Genomic DNA, 16,178 nt, shown 5'->3' with positions numbered 1-16,178 from the left:
CGGGAGGACGGGTCACTTGAGGGCGATGGGGTTGAGGGGGGCGCCGACGGCCCCGGTCACGCGCAGCGGGGCCGCCACGAGCAGGAACTCGTGGACACCGTCGGCGGCGCAGTCCGCGGCGAGGGCGTCGAGGTCCCACATCTCCCCGACGAACAGGCCGATGTGCGGGATGACGACCTGGTGCAGCGGCTGGAAGGCGTCGTCGAACTCGTTGGGGCGGACCTCGAACCCCCACGTGTCCGTGGCGATCGCCGCGATCTCCGTGCCGTGCAGCCAGTCGGCGGTCGTGAACGACAGCCCGGGAGCCGGGCCGCCGGCGTAGTCGCCCCAGCCGTCGCGGCGGGCCCGGGCGTACTGCCCCGTGCGGACGAGCACGAGGTCACCGCGGCCCACGGCGGACGTGGGCCCCTGGGCGGCGATCGTCGCCTCCAGGTGCTCCTGCGTGACGGCGAACCCGTCGGGCAGCTCACCACCCGAGCTTGCCACGTCCCGCCCGAAGCGGCGGCCCACGTCGAGGAGCACTCCCCGGCCGACGATGCGCTCGGCCGCCGTCTCGATGCCGGTGACCGCGTCCCCCTGGGACGTCACCACGTCGCCCGCCCGCCGCCCGTTCCAGGCGCGGCCGTGGTCGAAGATGTGCCCGAGGCCGTCCCACTGCGTGGAGCACTGCAGCGGCATCGCGATCACGTCGTCGGCGCCGCCCAGGCCGTGGGGGAAGCCCTGGCCACGCTCGGCGTCGGTGCCCGTGTCGAGCATGGTGTGCACCGGGTTGGTCCGCCGCCGCCAGCCCCGCTGCGGGCCGGCCATGTCGAACGGCTGCGACAGGGAGAACGCCGCGCCGCGCCGCACCAGCCGGGCCGCGTCGCGGCGGAGGTCGTCGGTGAGGAAGTTCAGGGTGCCGTGCACGTCGTCGGGGCCCCAGCGGCCCCAGTTCGAGCAGCGCGCGGCGGCGGCGGCGATGGCCCCCTCGGGGTCGGTGCGGTCGGGCGCGGGGACGCCCCCCGCGGCGTCCCGGGTGGTCACGACGTCCGCCCCCCGAGGCGCTCGGCCACCCAGTCGGCGATGAAGTCCGTGGCCACCGAGCCGTTGTCGACGCTGGAGTGCTGCACGCCGCCCTCCCGCTCCGTGAAGACCTTCAGCTCACGCTCCGGGCTGTTGACGAGCTGCTCGTAGGTGCGGTGGGCGTACTGCAGGGGGATCTGCCGGTCCTGCGCCCCGTGGGTGACGAGGAACGGCACGGTGATGCGGTCCAGGACCCCGTCGAGGGTGACCCGGTCCGCCAGCGCGAAGAAGTCGTCGAGGTCCTTCGTCCCCCACACCCACTGGACGTGGTCCCAGTAGTGGGGGACCGGACGCTCGCCCTGGGCGGCGCGGCGGGCCCGCTGCACCGCGCCCCAGTCGTGGTTGGCGCCCCACGCCACCCCGAGGGCGAAGCGCGGCTCGAACGCCACCGCGCGCGGGGCGTAGTAGCCGCCGAGCGAGACCCCGAGCATGCCGATGCGGCCGGCGTCGACGTCGTCGCGGGCGGCCAGCGCCTCGTAGACGGCGCTCGCCCACTGCTCGGCCTCCACGACCGCGTGCAGGTCGTGCAGGCGCAGCGCCTCGCCGGTGCCCGGCTGGTCCAGGCAGAGGCTCGCCACCCCGCGTGCGGCGAGCTTGGCCCCGGGGCCCGTGCGGTAGAGCATCTCCTTGGTGGAGTCCAGGCCGTTGACCATCACCAGCAGCGGCGCAGGGCCCTCGGCCCGGCTCCCGTCGGGGTTGCGGGCGTGGGTGAGCAGCCCCGCGAGGTGCGCGCCCCCGTAGGGCACCTCCACCCGCTCGCAGTCCTCGCCGGCCAGCTCCACGCCGCGGCGGAACGTGTGCAGGAACTTGGCGTAGAGGGCGCGCCGGGGGGCGTGGTCGGCGGCCTGCATCCGCTCACCGGTGAGGAAGTACGTCGCCGCCCGGCCCAGCTTCTCGCCGGCGCTCAGGCACCGGCCCACCGCCTCGTCGTCCGCCGCGAGCTCCACCAGCCGGTCGCCGTGGCGCTCCCAGGAGGCCATGAAGTCCTCCGTGCCGGCGTCCTCGCCGCGCTGCGCCGCCTCCAGCAGGGGCCGGCAGATGGCGTCGACCTCGCCGACCCTGGCGCCCATCTCCATCGCGAGGTTGACGGAGAGGTTCCAGACGTAGTTGCCCGGGAAGTACTGGAACACGACGCTCCTCAGCCCTGGCCGTGCTGCGCGTAGGGGTTGGCGATGGCGGCCTGCAGCAGGGCCTCCTCGGTGCCGGGGAGCACGCCCTCCTCGGTGGCGGACGGCTTGCCGGGGTCCGGCGGGAAGCACTCCGTCATCGACATGGGCATCGCGGAGTTGCGGTAGATGCTGTTCGAGCCGAGCGAGGGCTTCCAGGTGTGGGGCTGCCAGTCGGGCACGTAGTTGCGGTACCCACCGGTGTTGAGCTCGATGCGCAGCCCGCCCGGCTCGCGGAAGTACAGGAAGGTCTGCTCGCCGATGCCGTGGATGGAGGGGCCGTACTCGATGTGCGCGCCGTTCTCCATGAGGACGTCGGCCGCGACCAGCAGCTCCTGGTGGGAGTCGGTCCAGAACGCGATGTGGTTGACGCGCCCGCCCAGGGTGGAGGAGTCGAGGACGACGCCGAGGTCGTGGGACTTCTCGTTGGTGGTCAGCACGCTGAAGACGGTGATGTCCGCGTGGTCCAGCTCGGTGAACGCCATGGTGCGGAAGCCCAGGACCTCGCTGTACCAGGCCGCGAAGCCCCTGACGTCGGCACTGGCGACGGTGACGTGGTCGAGGAAGCGGGGAGCCGCGGCGTGCGAGGAGCGCTTCTCCGGGCGGTCGGGGAAGACCGACCGCAGCTCGGCCGGCGCCTGGTGCTGCGGGACGTCCCAGTACAGCTCCATGGTGTGCCCGTAGGGGCCGGTGAACTGGAAGGAGCGGCCGTGGCCCTGGCGCTTGTCGAACCAGGTGCCGCTCACGCCCTTGGCCTGCACGCGACGGGCGGCCTCGTCGAGGGCCTCCTCGCTGGAGGTCCGCCACGCCATGTTCACCAGGGCGGGCTGCTCGCCGGGGGAGACGATGACGCTGTAGGGGTGGTAGTCGCCCCAGCAGCGCAGGTAGACCGAGCCGTCGTCGTCGCGCTCGACCTGGCGCAGGCCGAAGCCGCGCTCGAGGAAGGCGGCGGTGGCCGCGACGTCCGGGGAGGAGATCTCCAGGTGGGCGAGGTGGGCCAGCAGCTTGATCATCGTTGATCCTCTCGGGATGTGGGTCCTGCCGGACCCGCACCGCAGCGCCGGGCCCGGGGTGCGGCCGGCGCTGCGGTGCGTGTCCTCTGACGACTGTGCGACATCAGCGGGTATCAGGGAACAGCGACTTCCCGATGAGACGCATCGATGTTGCTGATGCCGCAGGGCCTCCCCTCAGTGCGTCAGGACGGGGCGCGGGTGGCGCAGCCGCACGAAGACGGCCAGGGCCAGGGAGAGGACGGCGATGGCGACCAGGGCCGCGGAGAGCCCGCCGAGGACCGCGGACATGGCGAGGACGGCCAGCGGGCAGATGAACTCCCCGATGAAGAGGCAGCCCGTCCAGATGCCGGTGGCCCGGCCGCGCTGGTCGTGGGACACGTCGGACAGCGTCCACGACAGCAGCGTGGGCAGCATCAGGCCCGTGCCCGCCGAGGCGATGATCCCGCCGGCCAGCAGCACCGGCACGCTCGGGGCGAGCGCGACGACGACGAGGCCGACGCCGGCGAGGCCGAACGCCACCGGCAGCAGCACCGCCGGACCGCGCCGGGCCATCGGGGCGAACGAGGCGGCACCCACGGCCGTCGCGACCGCTGCCAGGGCGCTGACGCCGCCGATGACCGCGACGGACTCCACGCCGAGGGCGTCCAGCGCGAAGGAGAGCTCGACGATCGGCGTGTAGAAGACGATGCCGCCGACGAACGTCACGGCCAGCGGCAGGCGCAGCCGCTCCAGGTCCAGGGGCGGCAGCTTGCCGGCCGGTGCGGCCGCGGGCTCGCGGAGCACGAACGGCACGAGGACCGCCCCGAGCAGGCCGACCGCGTACAGCCAGAACGGGGTTCGCCAGTCCTGGGCCCCGAGCGCACCGCCGGCCCCGATGAAGATCACGGCGGAGACGGACGCAGCCACGGTCTGCAGGCCGAAGTACCGGTTGCGGCGGCGGCCGGTGAAGTAGTCACCGACCAGGGCCGTGGCGCAGGTCATGATCCCCGCCTCGGCGACGCCCACGAGGGCGCGGCTGGCGACGATCGACTCCAGGGAGTCCAGCCACAGGGGCGCCGTCCCGAAGACGGCGTAGGCCACCAGGGACGCCACCAGGAGCCGGATGCGCCCGGTGCGGTCGATGATGCGGCCCGCGACCGGCGCCAGGAGCGCGATGGCCAGGGCAGGCACGGTGAGCGAGATCGGAACCAGGGCGCCGACGCCGGGGGTGTCCGCGAAGTGCCGGGCGATGCTGGGCTGGATGGGCGCGATCAGCACCGCCCCGAGCACGGCCAGGCAGCTGAGGCCGACGAGGAGCAGCCCCTGCGGGGTTCCCGGTTCTCGCCGGGACGCCGGCGAGGCCGACGAGGCGCTGGTGGAATCGGGGGACAGGGTTCCGGACACGGGACCTCCTTCGGGCCCGCACCGTCGCGGGCCGGTTTCCGGAGTTTCCCGACCCCGCCCCCGAACGGCCAACAACTCCTCGTGATGGACGGCATCCACGCCGCCGATGCGACCCCTCAGGCGCGCAGCGACCGGGCCGCGCGCAGCACCAGTCCGCGCAGGTACTCGTGCTCCGGGTCCGCGGAATAGGCCGGGTGCCACCACATCGCCTCGATGAGCGGCCCGAGCTCGACGGGGCAGGGGAGCGCCCGGACCCCGGAGTCGGCCGGCAGACGGCGCACGAGCAGTTCCTGCAGCAGGGCGATGCGCCCGCTGCCCGCCACGAGTCCCGGCACGGCGAGGAAGTGCTCGGTGACGACCTGCACGCGCGGTTCGATGCCGAGCATCCGCATCTGCCGTGCGGCCGGGGTCGAGGCGGTCGGCCCGTGGTACGTCACCACCCACGGCATCGTGCGCAGGTGCTCCGGCGTCAGTTCCCCACCCACTGCGGGGTTGTCGGCGGAGACGATGCACATCCAGCGGTCGCGGTGCAGGTCCTCGTGCGGGAGGTCCGTGAGGAACCCGTGGGGCAGCAGGAGCAGGTCGACCCCGGTCAGGACGCGCTCGGCGTTGTCCACGAGCTGAGGGGTGTTCGCGAGCAGGCGCAGGCGCATCCCCGGTGCCTCCTGCGCCAGCAGCGAACTCAGGGCCGGACCGAGGACGCTCTCGCTGTAGTCGCTGGTGACGAGCGTCGCCTCCCGGGTGGAGGAGGCGGGGTCGAAGTCGGGCTCGGCGGCGAACACGCGCTCCACGCCCGCCAGCACCACCCGGGTCCGCTCTCTCAGTTGCTGCGCCAGCGGCGTCAGGTGGTACTCGTTGCCCACCCTGGTCAGCAGCGGGTCGTCGAAGTGGCGCCGCAGCCGGGCCAGCGACGCGGACAGCGCCGGCTGGCTGAGGCCCATCTGGGCGGCGGCTTTCGTGACGCTGCGCCGCTGCAGCAGGGCGTCCAGCGCGACGAGCAGGTTGAGGTCGAGGTTCGCGAGGTGCACCGTCCGCTCCCGCCGCCGCGAATCCGCAGGGCGGGCCGCATCGACGCGGCTGATGTGCTCCATACCGACATGGTGCCTTGCGCGGGGCGCGGCGCCACCCCACGGTAGGGGCGTGGGAGTGCGCGTGGAGGCGTCGGACCCGGTGCGCCGGTACGAGGGGACCGGGCGCGACGTCGCGGGCAAACTGGTGGTCGTGACCGGAGCAGCGCGCGGGCAGGGGGCCGCTGAGGCGAGGATGCTCGCGGCGCAGGGCGCCCGGGTCGTCGCCGCCGGCACCGCCGAACGGGCGGGCCGCGTCGACGCCCTCGTCAACGACGCCGGGACCACCTGGCGCGCGCGGCTGGCCGACCTCGCCGTCGACGACCTCGAGCGGGTCCACCGGGTCAACGCCATCCACCCCGGGTTCATCGAGACCCCCATGACGGAGTCCGCGCCCGAGGGCTTCCGCGCCGCCGGCATCGCGGAGACGCCGCTGGGCCGCACCGGCACGGTGGAGGAGGTCGCGGCGCTGGTGGTGTTCCTCGTCGGCGACGCCTCCTCCTTCATCAGCGGCGCCGACATCCCCGTCGACGGGGGCATGACGGCCCACGGCGGCGTGAAGTCGATCTCCGAGGCCGCGGCGGGTGCGACATGAGCGCGCAGCCCCTGCCGGGCGGGCCGCAGCCCCCGTCCCCGGGCGCCGGGCAGGAGCGGACGGGGGAGTCCCTCGTCTCGCGCGTCGTGCGCATCCTCGAGGCCTTCGAGGCGGGTGACACGTCCCTCACCGTCACCGAGATCGCCCGCCGCTCCGGGCTGCACGTCGCCACCACCTCACGCCTGGTCGCCGAGCTGGTCGCCCACGGGCTCCTCACCCGCGGCACCGACCGGCGCGTGCGGACCGGCGTGCGGCTGTGGGAGCTGGCGATGCGCGCCTCGCCGGCGCTCAGCCTGCGCGAGGCCGCCATGCCGTCGCTGGAGGACCTCCACGACGCGGTCGGCCACCACGTGCAGCTCAGCGTCCTGGACGGCGACGAGGCGCTCTTCCTCGAACGACTCAGCGCGCCCGCGGCGGTCGTCAGCCTCACCCGCATCGCGGGCCGGCTGCCGCTGCACCTGGCCTCGTCGGGATGGGTGCTGCTCGCGCACGGCCCGACGGACCTGCTCGAGCGGGTCCTGTCCCGGCCCCTGACCGCGACGACCGCCGCCTCCGTGACCGACCCCGTGCGCCTGCGGGCGGAACTGGCCCGCGTGCGCGGTCAGGGGTTCGCGCTGTGCGCCGGCCTCGTGCACCCGGAGGCCACCGGGGTGGCGGTTCCCATCCGCGACGCCACGGGGCGCGTGATCGCCGCTCTCTCCGCCATCGTCCCCAACGACGCGGGCGCGAAGTCCGTCGTGCCGGCCCTGCACGCGGCCTCCCGGGGCGTCACCCGGCGCCTCGGCGCCGGTGAGGCCGGCGGCCGCAGCCCGGTGCGACCGGCCCATCAGCACAGGTGATGCCTCGCATCAGGTGATCGGTGCTTCCGGTGCCGACCGCGCCGGTGGCACGCTTCGAGCACTCCCAGGAGCGGCACCCCGAGCGGTGCCTCACCGAGCGACGAGCGCCGGGAGTCCTGCCACCGGACCACGGACCGAACCCCGGATGCGTTGCCGCACCGGGCCCACCACGCAGTCGTGGTGGGCGGATCCGCACGGCCCGGCAGGGCCGTCCCTCGAGGCGCTCGTGACCCGGAACGCGTTGCGGACCAGCCGGACAGACCCCGGCACCGGCCGCAGCGCCCTCTCCAGTCGATGCCCGGCGATGCCTCCTGCCACCGAGAGGAAGCGCATGATCCGCAGACGCCTGGCCGTGGCCACCGCCGCCTCGGCTCTGGTCATGTCCCCCGTCGTCCTGCCCACCGCCGCGGCTGCCCCGCAGCCGTCGGGCGACGGCTCCTACTCCTCCGGCCAGCGGGCGGACTGGCGGAGCACCACGACCACCACAACGCAGCCGTGGCGGGACCGCACCCGTTCCTCGGTGCAGCGCGCGAACGACCTGGTGGCTGCTCTCACCCAGGCGCAGCGCGTGGCACTGGTGACGGGGGACTACGCCTCCCTCTCGGCGTTCGGGGTGCCGAACATCATCGCCGCGGACACCTCCAGCGGCGTCCGCAACGAGTCGGGGGGCGCCACCGCCCTCCCCGTTCCGGAGGCGCTGGCGGCCACGTTCGACGTGGAGCTGGCGCAGCGCTACGGCGACGTGGCCGCCGAGGAGGCCCGTGCGCAGGGCAAGACCCTCATGCTGGCCCCCACGGTCGACGTCATCCGCAGCGGGCTGTCCGGCCGCCAGACGGAGTCGCTGAGCGAGGACCCGCTGCTCAGCGGCCGGATCGGCGCCGGGGTGTCCCGGGGCATGCGCAGCAACGACGTCCTCGTCGCCGCCAAGCACTTCGGGGCCTACACCCAGGAGACCAACCGCAACTACGGCAACATCAACGTCTCCGAGCGCGCCCTGAAGGAGGTGTACAACGCCCCGTTCGAGGAGCTGGTGACCAAGGGCCGTGCGGATGCGGCGATGTGCTCCTACCCGCAGGTCAACGGCGTCTTCGCCTGCGAGAACAAGGCGCTGATGGACGAGCTGCGCGCAGCCACCGGTTTCAGGGGAGCGATCATCCCCGACTTCATGGCCGGCACCGACAACGTCAAGGGCTTCAACGCCGGTGTCGACTCCACCATCCTGTGGCCCTACTTCCCGCGCGACGCCTTCACCAACGGCGCCATCTCCGCCACCCGGCTCGAGGAGGCGGCCAAGCGCGTCGCCTTCGCCATCTTCAACAGCGGTGTCTTCGACAACCCCGCACCGGCGGAGAACGACGACCACGTCAGCACGGCCACGAACAGGGCCGTCGCCAACCGGGTCGCGGAGAAGAGCTCCGTCCTGCTGAAGAACTCCGGCGTCCTGCCGCTGCGGAAGAACGTCTCCCAGCGCATCGCGGTGATCGGCCCCGCCGGTGCCGACGCGATGACCGGCGTGGGCGGCTCCTCCTACGTCATCCCCGGCACCGTGACCAGCCCGCTGGCCGCGATCCGGGCCGAGGCCGGCAGCGGAGCGACCGTGACCGCCGCCCAGGGTTCCCTCGGCGACGTGGCGCTCCCCGTGGTCCCCAGCAGCGCCCTGCGGGCCCCCGACGGCAGCGCCGGTCTCCGCGCAACCTTCTACGGCAACGGCACCTTCTCCGGAACCCCGGTCAAGACGGCGAACGTGGCGACCCTCGACCACCAGTTCCACGGCGGCGAGCCCCTCACCCAGGGGCTGCCCGCCACCTGGTCGGCGCGCTTCACCGGCAAGATCATCCCGACGCACTCGGGTCTCGTCCGCCTCTCGGCCCTCGTGGGTGGCGGGGTGACGGTGAAGGTCAACGGCCAGACCGTCATCGCCGGGCAGCGGGAGTTCACCAACTTCCTCGGCATGAGCCCGGTGAACTACCCCCTCCAGGGGAAGGTGCAGCTCACCGCCGGCCAGCCCGCCGACATCGAGGTCAGCTACACCACCCAGGGCAACGGCTTCCTGCCCCCGGAGCTGCACCTCGGCTGGCAGCCGAAGTCCCTCATCGCCGACGCGGTCGCGGCCGCGCGGGGGGCCGACGCGGCGGTCGTCTACGCCAACCAGGCCAGCGGCGAGGGGATGGACCGCGACACGTCCTTCGCCCTGCCCGGCGACCAGAACGAGCTCATCTCCGCCGTCGCGGCGGCCAACCCGAACACCGTCGTCGTCCTGAACACCCCCGGCGGCGTCACCATGCCGTGGCTGTCGCAGGTCGAGGGCGTCCTGCAGGTCTGGTACCCGGGTGCCGCCGTGGGCACCGGCCCGGCCAACGTCCTCTTCGGCGACGCCGACGCGGGCGGCCGGCTCCCCGTCACCTTCCCCACCGGCCCCGGCCAGGGCGTCGTCGCGCAGGGTGCCGCCTCCTACCCGGGCACCGGGGGCACGACCACCTACGCGGAGGGCATCCACACCGGCTACCGTCTCTTCCACAAGAACGGCCAGACTCCGTTGTTCCCCTTCGGCCACGGCCTGTCCTACGCGAGCTTCGCGTACTCGGGGGCCCAGGGCGGCACGATCAGCAGCACCGGCACGGCCCAGAGCGTGCCCGTGACGTTCACCGTGCGGAACACCTCCAACCGGGCCGGCACCACCGTCGCGCAGGTCTACGTCGGCGCCCTGCCCACCATCGTCGAGACCCCGACGAAGGCGCTCGCCGGTTTCGTCAGCCTCGACCTCGCCGCCGGTGAGAGCCGGACCGTGACCGTCCAGGTCCCGCGCCGGTCCCTGCAGTTCTGGGACACCGCCACCAAGAAGTGGGTCACGCCCAAGGGCCGGGTCCTCGCCTCCATCGGCACCTCGGCCACGGACACCCCGCTGACCACGCCCATCACGATCAGCTGATCGCGCGGTGGCGGCGCGCCCCGCCCCGCCACCCGGGCGGCCACCTCCCTCTCGCACACCGAGAGGGAGGTGGCCGCCCGCTTCCGCCCCTTCCAGACTTGCGGTCCCTGCTCGAGGAGGAGACATGGGTACAGGACGCACGGCGCAGCCGGCCGCGACGGCCACGCTCCTCGTCGCGGAGAAGGACCGCGTCGCCGACGACGTCGTCGCACTCACGCTCGTGGAGCCGGGCGGGGGGCGGCTGCGCGACTGGGCCCCCGGCGCGCACATCGACGTCGTCCTGCCCACGGGCGAGATGCGCCAGTACTCCCTCTGCGGAGACCGCTTCGACCCCTTCGCCTACCGCATCGCCGTGCGCCGCGAGGAGGGCGGCCGAGGCGGATCGGCGTGGCTGCACGACTCCGTGCGGACCGGCCGGCTGCTGCCGACCGGCGGTCCCCGCAACACCTTCCCGCTGGTGCCGTCGGAGGAGTACGTCTTCATCGCCGGCGGCATCGGCATCACGCCGCTGCTGCCGATGCTCGCCCAGGCGGAGGTGCTCGGCGCGCGCTGGACCCTGCACTACTGCGGGCGCTCCCGGGCCTCGATGCCCTTCCTCGACGAGCTCGGCCGCCACGGCGACCGGGTCCGGCTGCACCCCCGCGACGAGGGCCCGCGTCTGGACGTGGCGGCGCTCGTGGCCGCCGCGCCGGCGGAGGCCAGGATCTACTGCTGCGGCCCCGTCGCCATGGTCGAGGCCGTCGAACGCGCCGGTGCGCCGCGACCGGCTGGATCGGTCCGCGCGGAGAGGTTCAGCGCCGCGCAGCAGCCCGCCCCCGTGCGTGACGCGCCCTTCGAGGTCGTCCTGGCCCGCAGCGGGACCAGTCTCACCGTCGACCCGTCGGCCACCGTCCTGCAGGCACTGGAGGGAGCGGGGGTGCGCGTGCTCACCTCCTGCGGTCAGGGCCTGTGCGGGACCTGCGAGACGACGGTCCTGGAGGGGCGACCCGACCACCGCGACTCCGTCCTCGACGCCGCCGACCGCGCCGCGGGCGACTGCATGCTCGTGTGCGTCTCGCGGGCGTGCAGCGACCGGCTCGTCCTCGACCTGTGAACCCCTGCCGCTGAGACCTCCGGAGCGAGAGCCATGACGACGACGTCCCTCCCGGCGCACGTGCCCGTCAGCGACGCCGACCCCTTCGCGCCGGACGTCCTGGAGGACCCCGCCCCGCTGCACGAGGAGCTGCGCGAGGCCGGGCCGGTGGTGTTCCTGTCGCGGTACGGCGCCTACGCCCTGGCCCGCTACGCGCACGTCCACGCGGCGCTGGTGGACTGGCAGTCCTTCCCCTCCGGCGCGGGAGTGGGGCTGAGCAACTTCCGCCACGAGACGCCGTGGCGCAAGCCCAGCCTGCTGCTGGAGACGGACCCGCCGCGCCACGACGCCCCGCGGGTGGTCCTGGAGCGGGTGCTGAGCCCCCGGGCGCTGCGGCGCCTGCGCGAGCAGTGGGCGGCCGACGCCCACCTCCTCGTCGACGAGCTGCTGCGGCGGGTCGCGGGGACGGGGGAGTTCGACGCCGTGCCGTCGCTCGCGCAGGCGTTCCCGCTGCGGGTGTTCCCCGACGCCGTCGGCCTCCCCCAGGAGGGCCGGGAGAACCTGCTGCCCTACGGTGACCACCTGTTCAACGCCTTCGGCCCGCCGAACGAGCTCGTCGCACGTGGCAACCCGCACATCGGCCGGCTGGCCGCGTGGGTGGACGCGCAGTGCGCCCGTGAGGTCCTCGCCCCCGGGGGTTTCGGTGCGCAGATCTGGGCGGCCTCCGACCGCGGTGACATCACGCCCCAGCAGGCGCCGCTCGTGGTGCGCTCGCTGCTGTCCGCCGGAGTCGACACGACCGTGCACGGCCTCGCCGCGATCCTCCACGCCTTCGCCGCCAACCCGGAGCAGTGGCGCCGGGTCCGGGCCGAACCCCGCCTGCTGCGCGTCGCGTTCGACGAGGCGGTGCGCTGGGAGTCGCCGGTCCAGACGTTCTTCCGCACCGCCCAGGGGGACGTTCCCCTCCCGGGCACGGTCGTCCCGGACGGGGAGAAGATCCTCATGTTCCTCGGGGCGGCCAACCGCGACCCCCGCCGGTGGGAGCGGCCCGACGAGTTCGACCTGACCCGGGACCCCTCCGGGCACGTCGGTTTCGGCATGGGCATCCACCAGTGCGTCGGGCAGCACGTGGCCCGGCTGGAGGCCGAGTCGGTCCTGACCGCCCTGCTGGAGCGGGTGGAGACGATCGAGCTCGCCGGGGCGCCCGTCCGGCACCACAACAACACCCTGCGGGCGTGGGAGTCGATCCCCGTCCGCGTCCGGGTGAGCTGAAACCGGCGACGTCCCGTCGTCGTGAACCGTTGTCGAAGCGAGGAGCAGCTGTGCCGTCGACCGTGACCGGAGTCGTCTCGCGCGCCAAGGGTGTGCCTGTGGAGCTGGTGGAGATCGTGGTGCCGGATCCGGGGCCGGGTGAGGTGGTGGTCGACGTCGCGGCGTGCGGGGTGTGCCACACGGATCTGCACTACCGCCAGGGCGGGATCTCGGATGAGTTCCCGTTCCTGCTGGGGCACGAGGCTGCCGGCACGGTGGCCGAGGTCGGTGCGGGGGTCAGTGACGTGGCGGTGGGCGACCGGGTGGTGTTGAACTGGCGGGCGGTGTGCGGGGGGTGCCGGGCGTGCAGGCGCGGTGAGCCGCAGTACTGCTTCGCCACCCACAACGCGGCGCAGAAGATGACCCTGACCGATGGCACTGCGCTGTCTGCGGCGTTGGGGATCGGGGCGTTCGCGCAGAAGACGCTGGTGGCGGCGGGGCAGGCGACGAGGATCGACACCGCGGCGCTGCGTGGAAGCGATGGACAGGGTGGCTGGTGGGACCCGGCGGTGGCCGGGCTGCTGGGGTGCGGGGTGATGGCGGGCATCGGGGCGGCGGTCAACACCGCTCCGGTGCGGCGGGGGCAGACGGTGGCCGTGATCGGCTGCGGTGGGGTGGGGTGCGCGGCGGTGGCGGGTGCGGTGCTGGCCGGGGCGCGGCGGGTGATCGCGGTGGACATCGACGCGAAGAAGCTGGTGTGGGCGTCTCGGCTGGGCGCCACCCACACCATCGATTCCTCCGGTCTGGACGAGGACGGTGTCGTGGCGGCGGTGCGGGAGCTGACCGATGGTTTCGGTGCGGATGTGGTGATCGATGCGGTGGGGCGGCCGCAGACGTGGCGGCAGGCGTTCTACGCCCGGGACCTGGCCGGGACGGTGGTGCTGGTGGGGGTGCCCACCCCCGACATGCAGCTGTCGATCCCGCTGCTGGACGTGTTCGGTCGCGGGGGTGCATGCAAGTCGTCGTGGTACGGGGACTGCCTGCCCGAGCGGGACTTCCCCGCCCTGCTGGAGCTGCACCGCGCCGGGCGGTTGCCGTTGGACGCCTTCGTCACCGAGCGGATCGCGTTGTCGCAGGTGGAGGAGGCCTTCGCGACCATGGCCCGCGGTGAGGTCCTGCGCTCCGTCGTCGTCATGGACCCCACCGACGGGGACTCCAAGGACGGGAACTCCAAGGACGGGAACTCCAAGGACGGGGGTGCGGCGTGAGCGCGCGGGTCGAGCACCTGACCACCTCGGGCACGTTCAGCCTGGACGGGCAGACCTTCGAGGTGGACAACAACGTCTGGATCGTCGGCGACGACCGCGAGTGCATCGTCATCGACGCCCCCCACGACCCCGACGCCATCACCGAGGCGGTCGCCGGCCGGGACGTGCGAGCCATCGTCGCCACCCACGCCCACGACGACCACATCCGCCACGCCCCCGCGCTGGCGGCGCGCGTGCAGGCGCCGGTGCTCCTGCACCCGGCCGATGCCGAGCTGTGGCGCATGACGCACCAGGACGGCGCCGCGACGTCCGACCTGTCCGACGGGCAGCGCCTCGAGGTGGCCGGCACGGAACTGCACGTCCTGCACACCCCCGGGCACACCCCCGGCTCCGTCTGCCTCTACGCCCCCGACCTCGCCACCGTCTTCACCGGCGACACCCTCTTCAACGGCGGCCCCGGCGCCACCGGCCGCTCCTACAGCGACTTCCCCACCATCATCGACTCCATCCGGGACAAGCTGCTCGCCCTGCCCCCCGACACCCGCGTCCTCACCGGCCACGGCGACTCCACCACCATCGGCGACGAGGCACCCCACCTGCACGAGTGGATCCGCCGCGGCTCCTGACCCACCCGCACCACCCACCCACCCGCACCGACCGGGGCACGAGATGCCGCCGCGGGCGGTGGGGCCGGGTCCGCTCCCGGTGGGGAGCGGACCCACCGGGTCAGGACGTCCGCTGCCCCTGGCGCTGGGGGAGGGTGAAGCGCACGGCGGTTCCACCCGCTTCGCCCTCCTCCGCCCAGATGCGGCCGCCGTGGCGCTCGACGATGCGCCGGCAGGTGGCCAGGCCGATGCCGTGCCCGGTGCGGGCGGCCGGGTCGACCATCGCGAACATCTCGAACACCTCGTCGCGCTTGCCGGCGGGGATGCCGCGGCCGTTGTCCGTGACGGTGAGGACCCACGCCTGCTCGGTCGCATCCGGATCGGGCTCCGCGGTCACCGTGACCCGGCTGGGGCGGTCGGGATGCCGGTACTTCACCGCGTTGCCGATCAGGTTCTGCAGCAGCTGGCGCAGCAGCACCGGGTCGCAGTACAGCTGCGGCAGCTCGTCGCCCACGACGCGCGCGCCGCACGCGTCGATGGAGGTGCGCAGGTCGAGGACCGCCTGGTCGAGGACCTCGCGGACATCGGTGTGCTCGCGCGTGGTCTGGCTCGCCCCGGCGCGGGCGTAGGAGAGCAGGGCGGTGATGAGCGCCTGCATGCGCCCGACGCCGTTGAGGGCGGTGGTGACCCAGCCGCGCGCCTGCTCGTCGAGCTGCTCGCCGTAGACCTCGCCGATCAGCTCCACGTAGCCGGCGACCACCTGCAGGGGGGAGTTCAGGTCGTGGCTGGCGATGGCGGCGAACTGCTCCAGGTCGGCGTTGGAGCGCTCGAGCTCCTGCACCGCCCGGTTGAGCTGGTGCTCGCGCTCGCGGAGCCGCTCGTGCGCGGCGCTCAGCGCGGCCTCGCGGGAACGGGCCGCGGTGACGTCGCTCATCGCCACCACCGCGCCGAGGGGATCGCCGTTGCCGCGGGTCAGCGCCCGTCCCGAGCACACGACCCGCATGGCGGCCCGGTCGGCTGAGGTGACGACGATCTCCGACGCGGTGACCACCTCGCCGTGCAACGCCCGGTACATCGGGGTGCGCTGCAGCGGCAGCGGGGTGCTCCCGTCGGCCTCGTAGAGGTCGTAGCCGCCGATGATCTCGGCGGGGCTCAGGTCAGGGCCGGCGCCGGCGCCGTGCCACTCCCGGGCCGCGCGGTTGAGGCCGATCAGCTCGCCGAGGGGGTCGGCGACCACCACGCCGACGTCGATCGTCTCCAGGATCGCCTCGCTGAGCTCCCAGCGGGCCTCCGCCTCCGACCAGGCGGACTGGGCGACGTCGCGGGCGTCCTCCGCCTCGGCGCGGGCGTCCTCGGCGGCCAGTTGCAGCTCCGTGGCCTCCAGGGCCAGTTGCTCGTTGAGGCGGGCCACGCGCCGGCGCTCGAAGAGGGCGAGGACGACCTGCGCCAGGTCCTGCAGGCGCCCGATCTGCGCCTCGCTGATCGCGCGCGGCTCGGTGTCGAAGACGCACAGCGAGCCGAGCGCGTGACCGGCGGGGGTGATGAGGGGTGCGGAGGCGTAGAAGCGGACCTCGGCGAGCCGACCGTCCACCCAGGGGTTGGCCTCGTAGCGGGGGTCCCGGCTGGCGTCGACGATGTGGACGAACTCCCCGTCGGCGAAGTGCAGCGCGCACATGGAGTCCTCGCGGGAGGAGTCCGCGCCGTCGAAGCCGGCGGTCGTGAGCTGGCACTGGCGCTGCTCGTCGATCAGGTTGAGGGTCGCGTAGGGCACACCGGCCACGAGGGCTGCGACGCGCACGATGGCGGTCAGCTCGTCGTCGGCCGGGGTGTCGAGCAGTCGGTACTCGTGCAGCGCGGCGAGGCGCGCGGCCTCCGCGAGCTTCCTGCTGCTCCGCTGCATGGCATCGGTCTCGGCCATGTCTCGACGG

Annotated in this window: 13 protein-coding genes; 7 read left to right on the top strand and 6 right to left on the bottom strand. The window is 73.7% G+C overall.

The window, feature by feature from the left end:
- Positions 1-12 precede the first annotated feature (12 nt).
- The 5 genes from CLV92_RS02710 to CLV92_RS02690 form a co-directional block, all read right to left on the bottom strand.
- The gene (locus CLV92_RS02710; protein ID WP_104431174.1) at positions 13-1,023 is read right to left on the bottom strand and encodes a cyclase family protein; all 1,011 of its coding nucleotides are present in this window, start codon (positions 1,021-1,023) and stop codon (positions 13-15) included.
- The gene (locus CLV92_RS02705; RefSeq protein WP_104431173.1) at positions 1,020-2,192 is read right to left on the bottom strand and encodes an alpha/beta hydrolase family protein; all 1,173 of its coding nucleotides are present in this window, start codon (positions 2,190-2,192) and stop codon (positions 1,020-1,022) included. Before CLV92_RS02705 ends, CLV92_RS02710 begins: the two co-directional genes overlap by 4 nt.
- 8 nt (positions 2,193-2,200) lie before the next feature.
- The gene (locus tag CLV92_RS02700) at positions 2,201-3,241 is read right to left on the bottom strand and encodes a VOC family protein (RefSeq protein WP_104431172.1); all 1,041 of its coding nucleotides are present in this window, start codon (positions 3,239-3,241) and stop codon (positions 2,201-2,203) included.
- A 174-nt stretch (positions 3,242-3,415) separates the two neighbouring features.
- Positions 3,416-4,624 carry an MFS transporter gene (locus CLV92_RS02695; RefSeq protein WP_211290792.1) on the bottom strand — a complete coding sequence of 403 codons (1,209 nt, stop codon included), beginning with the start codon at positions 4,622-4,624 and terminating at the stop codon, positions 3,416-3,418.
- 116 nt (positions 4,625-4,740) lie between these two features.
- Positions 4,741-5,652, bottom strand: coding sequence for a LysR family transcriptional regulator (locus tag CLV92_RS02690; protein ID WP_104431171.1), 912 nt, complete (start codon positions 5,650-5,652; stop codon positions 4,741-4,743).
- A 235-nt stretch (positions 5,653-5,887) separates the two neighbouring features.
- Here CLV92_RS02690 and CLV92_RS02685 point away from each other — a divergent pair, with 235 nt between their 5' ends.
- The 7 genes from CLV92_RS02685 (at position 5,888) to CLV92_RS02655 (ending at position 14,271) form a co-directional block, all read left to right on the top strand.
- Positions 5,888-6,286 (top strand): SDR family oxidoreductase, encoded by a 399-nt coding sequence (locus tag CLV92_RS02685; RefSeq protein ID WP_425433553.1) that lies wholly within the window; start codon positions 5,888-5,890, stop codon positions 6,284-6,286.
- Positions 6,283-7,125 (top strand): IclR family transcriptional regulator, encoded by an 843-nt coding sequence (locus CLV92_RS02680; RefSeq protein ID WP_104431169.1) that lies wholly within the window; start codon positions 6,283-6,285, stop codon positions 7,123-7,125. Before CLV92_RS02685 ends, CLV92_RS02680 begins: the two co-directional genes overlap by 4 nt.
- Positions 7,126-7,456: 331 nt before the next feature.
- On the top strand, positions 7,457-10,054 hold the full coding sequence (locus CLV92_RS02675; RefSeq protein WP_158257104.1) for a beta-glucosidase: 2,598 nt from the start codon (positions 7,457-7,459) through the stop codon (positions 10,052-10,054).
- A 124-nt stretch (positions 10,055-10,178) separates the two neighbouring features.
- Positions 10,179-11,147, top strand: coding sequence for a PDR/VanB family oxidoreductase (locus CLV92_RS02670; protein WP_104431167.1), 969 nt, complete (start codon positions 10,179-10,181; stop codon positions 11,145-11,147).
- Between the two features lie 33 nt (positions 11,148-11,180).
- Positions 11,181-12,398, top strand: a complete 1,218-nt coding sequence (locus CLV92_RS02665) for a cytochrome P450 (protein WP_104431166.1) — start codon at positions 11,181-11,183, stop codon at positions 12,396-12,398.
- A 50-nt stretch (positions 12,399-12,448) separates the two neighbouring features.
- Positions 12,449-13,645: an S-(hydroxymethyl)mycothiol dehydrogenase gene (locus CLV92_RS02660; protein ID WP_104431165.1), complete on the top strand. Its 1,197-nt coding sequence runs from the start codon at positions 12,449-12,451 to the stop codon at positions 13,643-13,645.
- Positions 13,642-14,271 carry an MBL fold metallo-hydrolase gene (locus CLV92_RS02655; RefSeq protein WP_104431164.1) on the top strand — a complete coding sequence of 210 codons (630 nt, stop codon included), beginning with the start codon at positions 13,642-13,644 and terminating at the stop codon, positions 14,269-14,271. Before CLV92_RS02660 ends, CLV92_RS02655 begins: the two co-directional genes overlap by 4 nt.
- 100 nt (positions 14,272-14,371) lie before the next feature.
- Here CLV92_RS02655 and CLV92_RS02650 read toward each other — a convergent pair whose 3' ends face one another.
- Entirely contained in the window at positions 14,372-16,168 is a 1,797-nt protein-coding gene (locus CLV92_RS02650; RefSeq protein ID WP_211290790.1) for a sensor histidine kinase, read from the bottom strand.
- Positions 16,169-16,178: the final 10 nt, after the last annotated feature.

Source organism: Kineococcus xinjiangensis, assembly GCF_002934625.1.
GTDB classification, from domain to species: domain Bacteria; phylum Actinomycetota; class Actinomycetes; order Actinomycetales; family Kineococcaceae; genus Kineococcus_A; species Kineococcus_A xinjiangensis.
This window is presented reverse-complemented; position numbering and strand designations above follow the sequence as displayed.